This is a genomic window from Sinorhizobium sojae CCBAU 05684 (assembly GCF_002288525.1).
GTDB lineage: Bacteria > Pseudomonadota > Alphaproteobacteria > Rhizobiales > Rhizobiaceae > Sinorhizobium > Sinorhizobium sojae.
Genome location: NZ_CP023067.1, coordinates 1,840,593 through 1,857,110 on the forward strand (window position 1 = coordinate 1,840,593; position 16,518 = coordinate 1,857,110).

The window sequence follows — 16,518 nt, forward strand, 5'->3', positions numbered from 1 at the left end:
CTATTCAAACTCCCGGCTGTGCCAATGCCTCAAGCTGCTTCGCTCTTCTAGCGAGTACAGCGGATGCCACCAGCGAAGCTGTTATCAGAAGCCAGAGGATTAGCGCAATCCAGCTCTTCGTTAAGAAGATCGTGACGTCGCCAAATGACTCCAGGCTCTTCACGAAGTAGATCTCTGCAGACGGGCCGAGGATGAAGCCGATGATGAAGGGGGCAACCTCGATCTTCAGCTTGACGAAGATCCAGCCGAGCACACCAAAGATGAGCACCGTCCAGACGTCGAACATGATGCCGTAGTTGATGGTATAGGCCCCGATGACGCACATCATCAGGATGACCGGATAGAGGATGTGCTTGGGAACGGCCACCACCATGGCGAACCAGCGGATGGCAAAGTACATCATCACGAACATCGCGATGTTGGCAAGGATCATGGCGATCATCATCGAGTTCCAGGTCCCCGGGTTGTTGCCGATGAACAATGGACCGACCTGAATCCCCTGGAGTGCAAAGGCACCCACCAGGAGGGCGGTGGTGGAATCGCCAGGAATGCCCAAGGAAAGCAAGGGAACCAAGGCGCCGCCGGTCAGTGCGTTGTTACCTGCCTCTGTCGCGATGATTCCTTCGGCCGATCCCTTGCCATACTCCTCGGGATTGCGCGAGGTGGTCTTCGCTGCGGTATAAGAAAGGATGGATGCCGCGGATCCGCCCACACCCGGCAGGATGCCAACGAAGGTTCCGATGGCGGACGACTGGAGGAGGTTGCGGATCTGGCCCTTGAAGATGGAAAGAGAAAAGCGCGAGCTTTTGCCGACCTTGATCTCCCGGACAGACATGCTCTGCGGCATTCCGGTTTCGGCCTCCTCGAGGATGGCGCTGACGCCGAAAAGGGCAATCAGGACGGGCAGCAGGGAAAAGCCGCTCTCAAGCCAGTATTCCGTTCCCGGTGGGACAAGCCGAAAATGCCCATTGCCGCCGTCGGTGACGTCATAGACACCGACGAGGCTGAGGAAGATGCCGAGGAAGCCGGAAAAAATGCCCAGAAGCAGGTTGCTCGAGAGAGCTCCCATGACCGTCAGGGCGAACAGAATGATCAGAAACTTTTCCACATAAGAGAACTGGATGGCGAAATCTGCCAGCAAAGGGGCGAAGAAATAGAGGGCGATCAGTGACAGCATTCCACCCCCAAGGGAAGCAATGATGCTGATGCGCAACGCCTTTTCCCCTTCGCCGCGTTGAGCCATCGGATAGGCGTCGAAACAGGTGGCGATAGATGACGGGGTACCGGGAATTCCAAGCAGTACCGCCGGCACCAGGCCTCCGGAGATGCCTCCGACATACAGGCCCAGCAGCAGAGCCAATCCGTTTTCCAACCCTAGCGAGTAGGTCAACGGCAGACAGACTGCCACAGCCATGGTCGCCGTCATTCCAGGGATCGCGCCAAAGATCAGGCCCACAAAGGTCCCGCCGAAAACCAGCGCCACGAAGAGCGGTGTGATCAGTTCAAAAACGTCCATGATCGAAGGGACCTTTGCTTATGGGAGCGTCAGAACGAAGATTTCGCTGAGGAGCCACCAGGTAAGCAGCGGCGCGATCACGGCGACAATCAGCATCGGGACAAGTTTGGACAGGCGGCGATCGTGGGTGAACAGGATGCCCGTCAAAGCCACAAATGGAATGGAACACAGCAGGAAACCCATGCCAGTGTTCGGCCAGAGCTCCCCCACCGGCACCATCAAGACGAAATAAAGTACCGTCAGCAACAGGGTGCCAAAGAAGCGCAGCTTGTCCATGCGTTCGAAGGTGTCGCGCCACATGGTCCCGGCGCCCAGAACTTCACGGCGCCGAATTATGAGAAGTACCACGCCCAAGATTAGCAATATGATGCCGATCAGCGTGGGGAAAATCAGATGCGAGGTCGCGAAGTCGATTTCGACTTTTGTCAATCCGCCCATGGCCGTATCCAGTACTGATGGGGTATGGCTCTCCCGGCCGGCACCTCCGGCCGGGGCACTGACAACAAAGTTATTTCGTCTTGAGCTGCTCGATCAGAATGCCGATGGTCTTGCTCTTCTCGCCCAAATGCGCCTGGGCTTCAGCCTGCGGTAGATTGTTCGGGATGAAGAAGGCTTCCTTTTGCCGCTTCTCGAGATCGCCCTTCTGGTAGATTTCCGCCAGAGCCTTGTCGATGACAGCCATCTGGGCCGGATCCATCTCCTTGTTGTAGATAAGGAAGAACTCCTTATCGAAGGCGAAGTCCTTCTGGCCGTCCAGCGTAACGCTGGTCTTCGGGCTGGCATACTGCATGAACTGATCGCGGGTCGTGTTGCCCATGCCCTGTTCCGGTGCCTGCTCCAGCGTCTGGGGCCGTGCTGTGATCCAGATGAAGCGCATTGCCTTGGCATCGTCGGCGGACAACTGGGTGAACTGCTCGTTTGCCTGAATGGAGCCGTTGATCAGGTCTGCCAGGCCGTCCCACATGGCCTGGTTCTTGTCTGCCTGGGATCCGGTATTGACAGGAACGAAGTTCTTCTCGGAGCCGGGTGCACGCGTCTTGGCGGCATTGCGCATTGCCGTGAAGCCGATCTCGGAGACGCCGCCCGGTTGGATGGCAACCCGGATCTGCTTTCCTGCTTCGGCTGCCTTGAACACGTTTTCCATGGTCTTGTAGGGCGAATCTGCCGGTACCAGGAATGCATCGCCCGGATTGATCGCAACCGTAGGCCCGACCGAGTAGTTAGCAAAAGGATCTTCGTTGCCCGGCACGCCGTAGAGGTACGACAGATAGACCTGATCATGATGGAGCATGATCGTGGTGCCGCGCTTGTCGCGCCCGAGCGCCTTGAGCCCTTCGCTCGTGCCAACCGGATCCACTTTGACGTTGATGTCGAGGTGCTGTGAAAGCGCGTCAGCAACCAGGGCCGCGTTCTGATAGGTATCGCCCCCGGTCGAGGTTGAGCCGATCACCATGCGGATATTACGAGGCAGTTCCTGCGCAACGGCCATGACGGGATGCGCCACCAATGCCGCGACGCTGACGGCCGCCAATAGGGTCCTACGTGTAAACATCTAGTCTCCTCCTCCGTCGCGGTAACGCGAGTTGTTTGATCGCGGTGAACGCTTCCTCCCGTCCACTTCGTCTTGCGCCATGTATGCGCATTCATAGTGTTGCCCCCCAAGGATGTGCACTGTCAAGAGGAAGAGGTAACATTCTTGTACCCATAAGTGCTCTCACCAGCCGATCCGCTTGACAGGAAGAAATGTATACGCATACATCAAGCCTGGACTAAGGAGACGCCATGAAAGACAATGTCCGTAAAACCCCCGATACCCTGCGCTCATCCCGCTGGTTCGCGCCGGACGACCTGCGCAGCTTCGGCCATCGCTCGCGCCTCATGCAGCTCGGATATTCGGAAGAAGACTTCATGGGCAAGCCGGTCATCGGCATCCTCAACACCTGGTCCGAACTGAACTCCTGCCACGGCCATTTCCCGGAGCGCGTCAAGGATGTGAAGCGCGGCGTTGCCCAGGCCGGCGGCTTTGCCGTCGAGATGCCGTCCCTTTCGGTCGATGAGAGCTTCACCAAGCCCACATCCATGCTCTACCGCAACATGCTGGCCATGGAGGTGGAGGAAATGATCCGCTCCCACCCGCTGGACGGCGTCGTTCTGATGGGGGGGTGCGACAAGACCACACCCGGACTGGTGATGGGAGCACTCTCGGCGGGGGTGCCAATGATCTTCCTTCCCGCCGGCCCGATGCTTCGGGGCAATTTCGCCGGCAAGATCTTGGGATCGGGGTCGGACGCTTGGAAATACTGGGACGAGCGGCGAGCCGGCAATGTGACGGATGCGGAATGGACGGGCCTACAAGGCGGAATTGCGCGCTCCGCGGGCGTCTGCATGACGATGGGCACCGCCTCGACGATGACCGCCATCGCCGAGGCCATGGGTCTCACCTTTGCCGGCGCATCCTCCATTCCCGCCGTCGATTCGACCCATGTTCGCATGTCGGCATCCTGCGGCCGCCGAATCGTTGAAATGGTCTGGGAGGATCTCACGCCCGACAAGATCGTGACCGATGAAGCGATCCGCAACGCGGCAATCGTAGCCATGGCAACGGGATGTTCCACCAATGCCGTTGTTCACCTGATCGCCATGGCGCGGCGCGCCGGCGTCAATCTCACCCTCGACCATCTGGACGAACTGGGTCGGACGACACCGTTGATTGCCAATGTAAGGCCCTCTGGCAAGGACTACCTCATGGAGGACTTCTACTATGCCGGTGGCCTTGCAGCCCTGATGAAGCAGATCGAGGACCGGCTGGACGTGTCCTGCATGACGGTTACCGGCCGGACGCTCTGCGAAAATCTCGAGGGCGCGCAGGTCTATAACGAGGACGTCATCCGCCCTCTGTCCAATCCGGTCTATCATGAGGGATCGCTCGCGGTCCTCAGGGGTAATCTCTGCCCGGACGGCGCCGTCATCAAGCCGGCGGCATGCGATCCGAGGTTTCACCTCCATGAGGGACCCGCCCTAGTCTTCGACAGCTATCCCGAGATGAAGAAAGCTATCGATGACGAAAATCTCGACGTCACGCCGGACCACGTGCTGGTTCTGCGTAATGCCGGCCCCCAGGGCGGCCCCGGTTTTCCGGAATGGGGAATGCTGCCGATCCCAAAGGCGCTTATCAAACAGGGACACCGCGACATGCTGCGCATTTCCGACGCCAGGATGTCCGGCACCTCCTATGGCGCCTGCGTGCTGCATGTCGCGCCGGAATCCTACATCGGCGGTCCCCTGGCGCTGCTGAAGACCGGCGACCGGGTCCGGCTCGACCTGCCCAACCGGCGACTCGACATGCTGGTTTCCGACGAGGAGCTCGCCCGCCGCCGAAGCGCGTGGATTGCGCCCGCCCCCCACTACGACCGCGGCTACGGGTATCTCTTCTCCCGTCATGTCACACAGGCCGACAAGGGCTGCGACTTCGACTTCCTGGAGCGCCAGTTCGGTGGTGCGACAGCCGAACCCTCCATCTTCTGAAGGTGCATGACCATGGCTCTTTCGCTTGAACAGGCGTTGACCGGCATCTCCGGCATCCTTGTCACCCCATTCGGCAGCGATGGGGAGCTTGCGCCGCAGCGTCTCGTTCCCATCGTGGATCGTGCCCTGACCGCGGGGCTGCACATGCCGGTGGTCAATGGCAATACCGGCGAATTCTATTCACTCACCACGGATGAAGCCTGCGCCATGGTCATAGACGTTGCCGGCATCGTCAATGGCCGGGCTCCGCTTCTTGCTGGCGTGGGGCGCAGCGTGCGGGACGCATGCCGCCTCGCAAAAGCTTCGGCCGATGCCGGTGCTGCGGCGCTGATGATACACCAGCCTCCGGACGCGTTCGTTGCCCCGCGCGGAATCGTCGATTACCTCAAGGCCGTGGCCGATGCCGCAGGGCTTCCCATGATGGTCTATCTTCGCAACGACGTCATCGGAACGGCAGCGATTGCCGACCTGTGTGCCGTGCAGGGGGTGAAGGGCGTGAAATGGGCGACGCCAAACCCGCTCAAGTTGGCGGAAGCGAAGGCGGCTTGCGATCCATCCATCGTCTGGGTGGGCGGACTTGCCGAAGTTTGGGCACCGGCCTTCTACGCCGTCGGCGCCAGGGGGTTCACCTCCGGCCTCATCAATGTCTGGCCGGAGCGGTCCCTTCAGATCCATTCAGCGCTCGAAGCCGGACACTACTCTGAAGCCAACCGTCTGATCGCGGGAATGAAAGCTTTCGAAGAAGTTCGGGCCGAGGAAATGAACGGCACCAATGTGACCGGCGTCAAGGCCGCCTTACTCGCGCTCGGCCGCGACTGCGGGCCTACTCGCCCGCCATCCGCATGGCCGCTGACGGCTTCGCAGCAGACCAAGCTCGACGAGTTCATAGCGCGCAACGCCCTCACCTGATCCCATTATTCAAGTGCGGCTTCCAGACCGCCGGGCTTCTCCAGTCTAATAAAAAGGGAACACGTATGATGAACGAGGAACTGCGGCAGAAACTGATGGGAGTCTCCGTCGCCACGCTTGCGACCGCGCTTTACAAGCGGGGGTTGAGGAACCAGGTTATTCAGGATGTTCGTCCCGTTCGACAAAAGGGGCGGAACATGGTTGGTCCCGCCTATACACTCCGTTACATACCGGCGCGGGAAGATCGCAATCAGTTGAGCGAATTCCGCAAGCCCACTCATCCGCAACGCGTCGCCGTCGAAACCTGCCCTGAGGGGCATGTGCTGGTGATGGACAGCCGCAAGGATCCTCGCGCTGCGTCAGCCGGCGACATCCTCGTCACACGCTTGATGATGCGCGGAGTAGCCGGCGTCGTCACGGATGGCGGCTTCCGCGATGCCGCCACGATCGCCGAATTGGACATTCCTGCCTATCACACCCGTCCTTCTAGTCCGACCAACCTGACGCTGCACGAGGCGCTGGATCTGAACGTCCCGATCGGCTGCGGTGATGTTCCGGTCTTTCCCGGAGATATCATCGTTGGCGACGATGACAGCGTGATCGTCATCCCGCAGAACATTGTAGCGGAAGCGGCCGACGAAGCCGTCGAGATGACCGCGTACGAAGATTTCGTCATTGGACAGGTTAAGCAGGGCGCCGCCATTATAGGGCTCTATCCGTGCACAAAGGACGAACATGCGGAAGCATTCGCCGAGTGGCGGGCGGCAAATGGACGCTAGGTGCTTAGTTTACCGCAGCACGTTCGGACGTGATCGCATCTCCTCGATCATAGAATCTCTTTGAGAGTGCGCGCGATGAATGCTTCCGGTCACGGCCACTGAACTTGCTGAGAAGAGCCGGAGGAACAACCTTCGCAACGGCAGAGCTAGGACGAATGACCGGCTTTGCGCCGGAACGGGCCGTCTGCCGACCCATCCCGCCGGTCGCGAGATTAAGCGGGGACGTAGGTCAACCTAATCACATCCTCGCCAATCCGATCATGAGTCATAAGGCGGAGCGGCGGCCGGGGTCCGGCGAAATATGACTTGCCGTGACCAAGCACGACGGGGTGCAGGTAGATTCGATATTCATCGATCAGGCCAAGCTCGGTGAGGCTTTGCGCCAAGTCCGGGCCAGCAACTTCGATTTCCCCGTCGCAAGCGGCCTTCAACTCACGGATCCCGCCCTCAAGATCATCCCCCACAATCCTGGCGTTGGGGCCGACAGACTTTAGCGAGCGCGAGACGACCCATTTCGGCTGGTTTCGCCAAGCCGCCGCGAAGGCCTGTTGCTCTCCATCCCATTCAGGATGATCGTCGTCCCAGTAACGCATGATCTCATACATTTTACGTCCGTAGAGACTGCCCGCCTGCCCCTGAGCCTCCTCGATGAAGTGGCGGAAAAGCGTGGGGTCTGGCGCAAACGCCATGTGATCGACGTAGCCGTCCAGGGACTGGTTCATTCCGAACACGAGCCTTGCCATACTCTCATTCTCCTCCCAAGCGCCGCGCGACCGAGGCTTAAATCCCATATGGCCTGCCGTTGGACGCAGTCAAATTGCTATGTGCTTGCCCGGTCCGCCAGAGAGCGCCGGCGTAATGCCCTATACGGTGCGGGGTCGCCACGGCTCGTGCTCGTGCGCGAGCCAGACCAGCTCGGGCTCGAGCGCGCGCACCCGCAGCTGGCCTTCGGTGTGCGGTTCGTCAAGCTCGCCAAACCAAACCGCCACATCGCCGCCAACGACGACTGGGCGCCCGTCAGTCTCGACGACCACGACCTGCATGCCGGCTGTGTGGCCCGGCGCCGGGACGAGCCGGAGCCCTGGAAGCAGCTCGAGTTCGCCGTCGACCGGCACATATCGCACGGCGGGCGCATCGACCCACTCGCGAATGGGGTACTCACCCGCGTCGCTGCGCGCGTCGTCGAGCTCCCGACGCTGGACGTAAATCGGTTTGCCGGCGAAGAGGTGGTTGCCGCCGCAATGGTCGGCGTGCAGGTGTGTGTTGACGACGATGTCGATGCCGGCGAGGTCGAAGTCCTGCTTGCTCAGTGGATAGAGGCGGGGATCGAAGGCGGCCACCACCGCCGGGTGCAGCTCCGTCATGCCGGTGTCGACCAGTATGCGCGCGTCGGGATGGTCGATGACGTGCACATAGACCGGCATCACCTCGCCCTTGACGAGCAGGTCGGCAACGAGGATCGGCGTGATGGTGACTGAGGCGTGAGTGTTCATCAATTCATCTCCGCTCAACATTTGCCCGCTGCCGGCAGGGCTGCGTATGTCCCGATGAACGCCCTATGGTCGCCGTAGCCGTCCAAGTTCCGACCGTGGGTTTGGCCATGCCATCTGCTTTCCTCACGGCGCATCTGCCGTTTTGATTGCATAACGCAACCGGTTGCAGACTAGATCAACTGATCTTATCTTGCAATCGGTTTTTGGGAAGTGCGCTTGACAGCATACGCTCGGGCTGACCAATCAGTCTCACTCTCGAGGCGCACTTGTGTGGCTCAAGCTGCCCGACGGGCGGCAGACTCGCTAAACGGCTAAGAAAGGGAGCAGGCCGCCGGGCCGCTTCTCTGGCGGCCGCGCCGGTTCCAGGCTCTGCGGCGAAGGAGCTCAAGTCCCGCCGCAGCCGGCGGCACGCGCCACCTGGACATCACAACGGCGCAAGTCTTGATCGCTTGATCGTGCGGAAGGCTACCGTTTATTGTTTCACACTCTCCGGCGCCTGTGCCGGCAAGGACGAGAGCGGAATGACGAAGCTGACAATCGGCGCCGAGGGGGCGTTGGCCTCTCGACGCGCACGCTGGGCGGCCCTGGCTATTTTCTTCGTGATGTCGACGCACGCGGCAGCCCAACCTGCCGACGAGCCCGCCGCGCCCGAGCAGGAGGTGGCCATCGAGCCCGTGGCGGGCGACGAAGCGATTGCGGAGCGGATCGGCCGGATCCTCGAAGCCACCGGCTGGTATCGCAACGTCGGGGTCGCGGTCGACGAGGGGATCGTGTTCCTTGACGGGGTCGCGGGTTCCCAGGATCAGCGGACGTGGGCGCGCGATCTCGCAGCGCGGACCGAGGGCACGGTTGCCGTAGTGAACCGGATCGAAGTGCGTGAGGAGGTGAACTGGGACTTCGCGCCCGCTTTGTTGGAGACCGAGGCGCTGGCCCGCAGGATCGCAGTTGCGCTGCCGCTGATCGCGCTTGCGGTGCTGATCCTGCCATTCGCCTGGTGGCTCTCAAGCGCTATCGCCTCGCTCATGCGCCGGGTGCTCGCGCCCCGCGTCGAGCAGGAGTTCCTGCGCAACGTGATCGCGCGGGCGATCGCAGTTCCGGTCCTGCTGCTTGGCGTTTATCTTATGCTGCAGGTTGCGGGGCTGACGGGGCTTGCGGTCTCGCTGCTGGGCGGCGCGGGCGTGATCGGCATCGTGCTGGGTTTTGCCTTCCGGGACATCGCCGAGAATTTCCTCGCGAGCCTTGTGCTCAGCATCCGCCGGCCTTTCAGGCAGGGCGACGTGATCAGTGTGGCGGGCTTTGAAGGCGTGGTGCAGACGATGAACACGCGATCGACGATTCTGGTGACGATCGACGGCAACCACGCGCAGATACCTAACGCGACGGTTTTCAAAAGCACGATCTTGAACTACACGGCGGCGCCGGCACGCCGGGTGACGGCGGAGGTCGGCATTGGCTACGATGCCTCGATTGACGACACGCAACGCCTGATCGCGGAAGTCTTGCGCGACCACGACGCGATCCTGAACGAGCCACCGCCGATGGTGCTGGTCGATGCGTTAGGGGCAGCGACGGTGAACCTGAAGGCGCATTTCTGGATAGACGGGCGTACGCTTTCACCGCATCGCGTGCGATCCTCGGCGCTGCGTCTCATCAAGCGGGCGCTCGTCGAGCACGGCGTCTCCATGCCGGATGAAGCGCGCGAGGTCATTTTTCCACAGGGCGTGCCGATTGTTCGTCTGGACGAAATGCCGCCGAACGAGGTGCCCGCCCCAGGTGCGGCGGCAGTTCCAGGCAAGCCTGAGGCCAGGACGGCCGAGCCGAGCACGGAGGCAAGCTCGGCCGAGGGCGGCCTGGGAAATGAAATTAGCGAACTGCCGCAGGACATCGCCGACGCGACCATTCCCGAGGCGGCTTCAGGAAACCTCTTGGCGGGCGATAGCCGAGAGCACTGATCGCCATGGCATCCGCCCTCTTGATCATCCCTTTTCCGGCCTTCCGTCGCCATCGTCGAGGACGCGCCAGGAGGCACCGTCGAGATCTTCGTATTGGCCGCTCTTCAGTGCCCAGAGAAAGGCGGCGAGGCCGAGCCCGCCCAGGAAAAGCGCAATGGGGATGAGATAGACGAGCGTGTTCATCGGGCGTCCCCGGCGGGCAGCAGCGCCGCATGCATCGGTGCTTGTCGTTGAGGTTCCGTGATACCCCCTCCCCTCAGCCGCAACGCATTGGCGACGACGATCACCGACGAGGTGGACATGGCGATTGCGGCGACGAGCGGCGTCGCATAGCCGAGGATCGCGATTGGAACGGCGATCACGTTATAGCAGATCGCCAGTGCGAAATTCTGGCGGATCAGCCGCCCCGCCTGGCGCGAGGTCTCGATCGCGAAGGGAACGGCCGTCAAAGTCTGGTGCATGAAGACGAAGTCGGCGGCCTGGCGGCCGACATCGGCGGCGGTTGCCGGCGCCATCGACACATGGGCGGCGCGCAGCGCCGGCGCGTCGTTGATGCCGTCGCCGACCATCAGGACCCGGTGTCCGCCCTCGACCGCAGAGGCGCAGGCCTCGACCTTGCCGCGCGGCGACAGTTCCGCGATCCACCGCCTGATGCCGAGCTTTCGGCCGCTCTCGGCGACGACCGGCTCGCGGTCGCCGGAGAGGATGCCCGTTTCGAGCCCGAGCCGGTGGAGTTCCGCGACGCTCTCGCCTGCGCCGGCACGCAAGCGGTCCTCGAAACGGAAGGAGGCAAGTTCCCCCCCGTCAAGTGACAGGACCGCTTCCGATTGGCGGCTCGCTTCGCCGGCACCGGCACAGGCAAAGGCACGGCTGCCGAACCGGTAGACGCCTTCCTTCGTGTTCGCCTCGATGCCCGCGCCGGCTATCTCCCTGATCTCCCCGGCCAGCGGTGCCGCCGCACCGGCGGCATCATGCAGCGCCCTCGCGATCGGATGGCGGGAATGCGCCGCGAGTGCCGCGGCAATCGCCATCGCCGCCGGCGCGATCTCGTCGGCATTCACAAGCCGAGGTTCGCCGATCGTCAGCGTGCCGGTCTTGTCGAAGAGCACCGTGTCGATCTCAGCCAGCCGTTCCATGGCCGAGCCGTCCTTGACCATGACGCCGCCCTGGAAGAGCCGCCCCGCGGCGACCACCTGCACGACCGGCACCGCCAGACCCAATGCACAGGGACAGGTAATGATGAGAACCGCGACGGAGACCAGCATCGCATGGCGCACATCGCCTTCGACGAACATCCAGCCGATGAAGGTGAGGAACGCCAGAAGATGGACCGCCGGCGAATAATATCGCGCTGCTCGATCGGCGATACGGCGATAGCGCGCCCTGCCCCCTTCGGCTGCCTCCATCAGCCCCATGATCTCGGCGAGGAAGGAGTCGCGGGCTGCCGCCGTCGCCTCGAGTGTGAGCGGTCCTGTGAGGTTGAGCGTGCCCGCCTGGATCAGTTCGCCGACGCCGACCGGTACCGGCGCGCTCTCGCCATTGACGACGGATCGGTCGAGGTCACTGGCGCCGGCGAGCACGCGCCCGTCGACAGGGATGCGCTCCCCTGCCGCAATCATCAGGCGTTCGCCGGGCCTGATTTCCTCGACAGGCCGGTACTCGCGGCTGCCGTCGGCATCGACCACAGTCGCACCGCGCGGCGAGAGGCGCGCAAGCCCGCTGATCGCCGAGCGTGCCCGCCCCCGCATCATATGGTCCAGCGTGCGGCCGATCAGCAGGAAGAAGAGGAGCGTGACAGAGGCATCGAACCAGGCATGTTCGCCATGGCCGATCGTCTCGTGGAGCGACATGCCATAGGACAGCGTCACCGCGAGCGCGATCGGCACGTCCATGTTGGTGCGGCCATATCGCAGGGCGTTCCAGGCGGACTGATAGAAGAATCGTCCGGCATAGACGAGCGCCGGCGCGGCGATCAATGCCGAGATCCAGTGAAAAAGATCGCGGGTTGCGGCATCCGCACCCGACCAGACCGAAACCGAGAGCAGCATGATGTTGGTGGCGGCGAAGCCGGCAACGGCGACGGCCCGGATCAGTTGCTTCAGGACGGCGTCTTCCTCCTCCTCGCCGGCGGCGAAGAGATGCGCTTCATAGCCGCGATCACGGATGACGCGGGCGAATTCGCGGGGATCCGTGCGCTTGCCGGCAACCTCCTCCTTCCAGACGATCGAAACGCGCCTAGAGGACAGGTTGACCCGGACGCGCTCAACCTCCGGCCTTCTACGCAGTGCGCCTTCGATCGTGGTGATGCAGGCGCCGCAATGGACACCCGGCACGCTCAGCTCCGTCTGGCGTGACCCGCCTCCGAGGCACTGGCTCGCAAGCCAGAGCTCCTCGGAGGCGGGCAGCCCCAGCCCCCCCTCGGGTTCTACAGCAGTTTCGACACCCGGGGCGCAGCAACTCATTGGGCGTCTCCCGGCGCGATGAAGCGAATGGCCTGCCGGTAGACGACCTCGTCTCCGGCCATCGCCGTCAGATCGGCAATCCATTGTCCGGGCTTGAGCGCCAGCGCGGCGACGAACATGCCCTCGCCCGTGCGCTTGAACTCAATGTTAAGATCCTCGTGCTCCTCGACCGGGCGTTTCAGGATCGCGACGATCCTGTCCGCTCTCCGCTCCGGCTCGCCTTTGCGGGTGAGCGTGTAGCGGATGGAGCCGCGTCCCGGTACCAATTGCCCCTTGATCCCGCTTTCGGCAAAGGCGCGTGTCTCCGCCACCTTGCCGTTGAACTGCTGGCTGGCGACATAGGTGTTCTCCACCACAAGACCGCTCCAGCTGCGGCTGGCGTTCCAGGCCATCACCAGATTGATCGAGATAACCGTGCCGAAGAACAGGGCCATCACCGCGACCATGTGCCAACCGGTGAACACGTGCGGACGGTCGGTACGTATCTTGCTCATCGTTCGGTTCCCGGCTGGTTGAAGTTTGCCTGGTAAGTGTCGCGCTCGTTGCTCGAAGGGTCCTCGACGACCAGCGAGAAGCCGTCCTCCGCCTCGTCAAGTCTGTTTTTCGGCAGGGTGACGAAGACCTTGAGCGGCGTGACCTTGTCCGGATCGACGGCAATGGTGAAGCTGCGGCCGTCCCCTGGGGATTGACCGGCAATGCGCATCTGCGCCGACGCCATGCCGTCGATCGAAAGCGTGATGTTGCGCTGCTCCGGGATCATGTTCAGCAGCTTGACCATGTAGCCGTTGCGCACCGAGCCATCGGACTCGACGACGAATTGCGGGTTGCGGTCGTGCAGCACATTGAGTTCGAGCCGATCGCGCGACACCAGCGCGTAGAGCATGGCGATGCCGACCAGGGTCCAGACGCCGAAATAGATGAGGACGCGCGGCCGGAAGACGATATGCCAGTCGAAGTGCCTGACCTTGTCGACGAAGGCGCCGTTTGCATCGCGCACGCGAGTCGGGTCGATGGCCGTCGTGCCGTTACCGGTGGCGAGCGCCATATTGGCCGCGTAGTCGCTGAGCGTCGCATAGGAGATCAGTCCCCGTTCGCGGCCGAGTTTGTCCATGACGCCGTCGCAGGCGTCGATGCAGAGCGCGCAGGTGATGCATTCGAGCTGCTGGCCGTCGCGAATATCGATGCCCATCGGACAGACGGCGACGCAGGCATTGCAGTCGACGCAATCGCCGACCACCTGACCGGCCGCCACGGCCTTCTTTGCGTGGCGCGAGCGCGGCTCGCCGCGCCAGTCGTTATAGGTCACGACGAGCGAGTTCTCGTCCAGCATTGCCGCCTGGATGCGCGGCCAGGGGCACATATAGGTGCAGACCTGCTCGCGCATCAAACCGCCGAAGACATAGGTCGTGAAGGTCAGGGTGCCGACGGTGAAATAGGCGACGGGCGGCGCCTCGAGCGCGACGAAGCTCTTGAGCAGGGACGGCGCGTCGGCGAAATAGAAGATCCAGGCGCCGCCGGTCGCAAGGCCGATTACCAGCCATATCGAATGCTTGGCGACGCGCTTGCGGATCTTGTCGAGCGTCCAGGGTCCGGCATCGAGACGCATGCGGGCGTTGCGGTCGCCTTCGATGAAGCGCTCGACAACCAGGAACAGATCGACCCAGACGGTCTGCGGACAGGCGTAACCGCACCAGGCGCGACCAACGGCGGAGGTCACGAGGAAGAGGCCGAAGCCGGCCATCACCAGAAGGCCGGCGACGAAGAAGAACTCCTGCGGCCAGATTTCGATGAAGAAGAAGTAGAAGCGGCGGGCGGCAAGATCGACCAGGACCGCCTGGTCCGGCGCATGCGCGCCCCGGTCCCAGCGGATCCACGGCGTCAGATAGTAGATGCTGAGCGTCACAAGCATCACCAGCCACTTGAACCGGCGGAAACTGCCTTCGGCCCGCTTCGGGAAAATCTTGCGGCGCTTTTCGTAAAGCGGCTTTCGCACGCGCGCCGCATTGACCGGCTCGGCCTCGAAGAGTTCTACGGACCGGGATTGATTGACCGATTGAGGCTGCATCTGCGGGAGTTCCCAAGGGTATTCACATCTATCGGTCCGACTTGTGCCCGATCGATCGCCCCGGAGCCTTGATCTGCGTCAAGTTTGCGCCCTAATGCCGCATGGTGCGTCGAAACGCGCTCGTGGTTCAGCTGGAGCCGCCCGATCTTGAGGGAGAGTTTGGCAGCTAAGTACGATTGCCTTTGCTCTTTCGACTTCGATCGAGCGCAAATTCGGTGACAAAGCCGCGCGGTCGTCTTTGTGCCGGCGAATTGAAATCACCAGGCGCAAAGCGACCGCGACGTCGGTGTTAGGCATGTCGCTTCGATTCTCCGCCAACAGTGGCCGTCCATCCGTGGATAGACTTCGTCCGACCAACCGACGTGCTGTAGCAACTGCTCTTGATGGCGGGCTGCACTTTCCACGTCCTTATGGCACTCGAACCAGACAAACACCGTCTCCCCCTCACGAACCGGGAGCCTCGGAAAGCCGTTTACGCTTCGCTCCGTGACAAATACAGCTTCTATACGGGCGCCTGCATCCAGCAATATTGGCAGTGCATTTTCACTGAAGAACTTTGTGAATTCGTCCTCCGTCCCGGGCGCCAGCGAGCAGATATTCACGAGAATGAGGCCGTCTGGTTGGGGCCGCGTCATCTCCTGTTTCCGTTGTAGGTTGTGTGAGAACGGTCGCACGTCGCCTGCCGACCGCAGGAGCAGCACATTATCTGAATTGAGCATCGTCTCGTTGGCCGCCGGACCATATTTCTTCCAGATCGGACCCGAGTAGAAAGAACTAAGCGCTTCCGTTCGTGATTCCATATCCTTGAAAGAGCGTACCCAGACGAAGGCATCGGGATCGTCCAGGTCGCGGAACTCGCCCTCGATGCGCATGCCCAGTTCTTCCTGCGGCTCTACGAATTCACTGTCAAACAGGGCGATCAATGCCTCCCTGCCTCCCGGGCGCAGCCGATAGCGGCGGAGTTCATACACAGTGTGCGAGTTCATGGAAACTCCTAACAGGTCAATCATCCTGTTCTACAGGAGGACGATTGACCTGTTTTGTCAAGGGCGTATTGTAGTCGAAAATCTCAAAAGGGCTCCGATGATCGAAAACAAGAGAACCAATGACCCCAAGGGCGTGCGTCGCCGGATTATCGACGCAGCCTATGATGCCTTTGTGACCCAGGGATACCTGGCAACGGGAATGCTAGAGCTCCGGGCCAAGGCCTCCGTGTCCGGCGGTGCTATGGCATATCATTTCCCGGCAAAGCGGGATCTCGGGCTCGCGGTCATCCGCAGCCGTGTAGCCGAAGCCGTACGAAAGACATGGATAGACCCGCTTCATGGGTGTGCAGACGCACCAAGCGCCATAGATCGCATTTTTGGAAACATCATCGGAGAATTGGCACGCAAAGGCTCGGTTCGCGGCTGCCCCCTCAACAACATGAGCATGGAGGTCGCCCAGCACGATGATGAGATGCGCGATGCGCTCGGTGGTGTTTTCGCCATTTGGCATGAGGCGCTGTCGGCAAAGTTTCAGTCGGACATCGACTCAAACCGGGTTGTCGGCATAGACCCTGGCAGCCTTGCCACGCTGGTAGTCGCCGCCTATTCCGGAGCCATGGCGATAGCAAAAGCCAGCCAGGATGTTCGCCCGCTCGTCGACTGCCGTGCGGAACTCGCGGCGCTTATGACATCGAAATATTTCCCGAGGGCTCCGGCCAGCTGATGCCCGCTCCGACGTGAGCGGCCTTGGAGGAATTTTGTTGCACGGCAGCAACAAGTCGAGGCCGAGCGGCCATCAGCCGAGAACGTGCTTCCTGGCGTGCAGCAGGA

The 16,518-nt window shown here is 61.9% G+C and carries 15 protein-coding genes; 5 read left to right on the forward strand and 10 right to left on the reverse strand.

Annotation, left to right across the window (positions count from 1 at the left end):
* Positions 1 to 4: 4 nt before the first annotated feature.
* The 3 genes from SJ05684_RS09035 to SJ05684_RS09045 all read right to left on the reverse strand — a co-directional run bounded on the left by SJ05684_RS09035 (position 5) and on the right by SJ05684_RS09045 (position 3,068).
* Complete coding sequence (locus tag SJ05684_RS09035; RefSeq protein WP_034850548.1) at positions 5 to 1,516, reverse strand: tripartite tricarboxylate transporter permease; 1,512 nt, start codon at positions 1,514 to 1,516, stop codon at positions 5 to 7.
* Between the two features lie 18 nt (positions 1,517 to 1,534).
* Positions 1,535 to 1,954, reverse strand: coding sequence for a tripartite tricarboxylate transporter TctB family protein (locus SJ05684_RS09040; protein ID WP_050979885.1), 420 nt, complete (start codon positions 1,952 to 1,954; stop codon positions 1,535 to 1,537).
* A 70-nt stretch (positions 1,955 to 2,024) separates the two neighbouring features.
* Complete coding sequence (locus SJ05684_RS09045; RefSeq protein ID WP_034850555.1) at positions 2,025 to 3,068, reverse strand: type 2 periplasmic-binding domain-containing protein; 1,044 nt, start codon at positions 3,066 to 3,068, stop codon at positions 2,025 to 2,027.
* Between the two features lie 230 nt (positions 3,069 to 3,298).
* Between SJ05684_RS09045 and araD the strand changes: the two genes are divergently transcribed.
* The 3 genes from araD (at position 3,299) to SJ05684_RS09060 (ending at position 6,729) form a co-directional block, all read left to right on the forward strand.
* Positions 3,299 to 5,041, forward strand: a complete 1,743-nt coding sequence (gene araD, locus SJ05684_RS09050) for an L-arabinonate dehydratase (RefSeq protein ID WP_034850559.1) — start codon at positions 3,299 to 3,301, stop codon at positions 5,039 to 5,041.
* Between the two features lie 12 nt (positions 5,042 to 5,053).
* Positions 5,054 to 5,950: a dihydrodipicolinate synthase family protein gene (locus SJ05684_RS09055; protein WP_034850601.1), complete on the forward strand. Its 897-nt coding sequence runs from the start codon at positions 5,054 to 5,056 to the stop codon at positions 5,948 to 5,950.
* Between the two features lie 68 nt (positions 5,951 to 6,018).
* Entirely contained in the window at positions 6,019 to 6,729 is a 711-nt protein-coding gene (locus tag SJ05684_RS09060; protein ID WP_034850603.1) for a ribonuclease activity regulator RraA, read from the forward strand.
* A gap of 212 nt (positions 6,730 to 6,941) precedes the next feature.
* On the opposite strand, the gene SJ05684_RS09065 is transcribed toward SJ05684_RS09060, so the two are convergent.
* Both SJ05684_RS09065 and SJ05684_RS09070 read right to left on the reverse strand, forming a co-directional pair.
* Positions 6,942 to 7,472, reverse strand: a complete 531-nt coding sequence (locus SJ05684_RS09065) for a dihydrofolate reductase family protein (RefSeq protein WP_034850562.1) — start codon at positions 7,470 to 7,472, stop codon at positions 6,942 to 6,944.
* A 120-nt stretch (positions 7,473 to 7,592) separates the two neighbouring features.
* Positions 7,593 to 8,222 carry an MBL fold metallo-hydrolase gene (locus SJ05684_RS09070; RefSeq protein ID WP_034850565.1) on the reverse strand — a complete coding sequence of 210 codons (630 nt, stop codon included), beginning with the start codon at positions 8,220 to 8,222 and terminating at the stop codon, positions 7,593 to 7,595.
* A gap of 521 nt (positions 8,223 to 8,743) precedes the next feature.
* On the opposite strand from SJ05684_RS09070, the gene SJ05684_RS09075 reads away from it, so the two are divergent.
* Positions 8,744 to 10,174: a mechanosensitive ion channel family protein gene (locus SJ05684_RS09075; protein ID WP_202947454.1), complete on the forward strand. Its 1,431-nt coding sequence runs from the start codon at positions 8,744 to 8,746 to the stop codon at positions 10,172 to 10,174.
* 24 nt (positions 10,175 to 10,198) lie between these two features.
* Here SJ05684_RS09075 and ccoS read toward each other — a convergent pair whose 3' ends face one another.
* The 5 genes from ccoS to SJ05684_RS09100 form a co-directional block, all read right to left on the reverse strand.
* A complete protein-coding gene (ccoS, locus tag SJ05684_RS09080; RefSeq protein WP_034850568.1) occupies positions 10,199 to 10,357 on the reverse strand; it encodes a cbb3-type cytochrome oxidase assembly protein CcoS in 159 nt (52 codons plus the stop codon).
* Complete coding sequence (locus tag SJ05684_RS09085; RefSeq protein ID WP_050979886.1) at positions 10,354 to 12,636, reverse strand: cation-translocating P-type ATPase; 2,283 nt, start codon at positions 12,634 to 12,636, stop codon at positions 10,354 to 10,356. The genes ccoS and SJ05684_RS09085 overlap by 4 nt, the downstream gene beginning before the upstream one ends.
* The gene (locus SJ05684_RS09090) at positions 12,633 to 13,130 is read right to left on the reverse strand and encodes a FixH family protein (RefSeq protein WP_034850571.1); all 498 of its coding nucleotides are present in this window, start codon (positions 13,128 to 13,130) and stop codon (positions 12,633 to 12,635) included. The genes SJ05684_RS09085 and SJ05684_RS09090 overlap by 4 nt, the downstream gene beginning before the upstream one ends.
* Positions 13,127 to 14,701: a cytochrome c oxidase accessory protein CcoG gene (gene ccoG, locus SJ05684_RS09095; protein ID WP_034850572.1), complete on the reverse strand. Its 1,575-nt coding sequence runs from the start codon at positions 14,699 to 14,701 to the stop codon at positions 13,127 to 13,129. The genes SJ05684_RS09090 and ccoG overlap by 4 nt, the downstream gene beginning before the upstream one ends.
* 257 nt (positions 14,702 to 14,958) lie before the next feature.
* Positions 14,959 to 15,687, reverse strand: a complete 729-nt coding sequence (locus SJ05684_RS09100; RefSeq protein WP_034850606.1) for an NIPSNAP family protein — start codon at positions 15,685 to 15,687, stop codon at positions 14,959 to 14,961.
* Here SJ05684_RS09100 and SJ05684_RS09105 point away from each other — a divergent pair.
* Positions 15,674 to 16,411: a TetR/AcrR family transcriptional regulator gene (locus SJ05684_RS09105; RefSeq protein ID WP_244426563.1), complete on the forward strand. Its 738-nt coding sequence runs from the start codon at positions 15,674 to 15,676 to the stop codon at positions 16,409 to 16,411. The genes SJ05684_RS09100 and SJ05684_RS09105 overlap by 14 nt on opposite strands.
* The last annotated feature ends 107 nt before the right edge of the window (positions 16,412 to 16,518 follow it).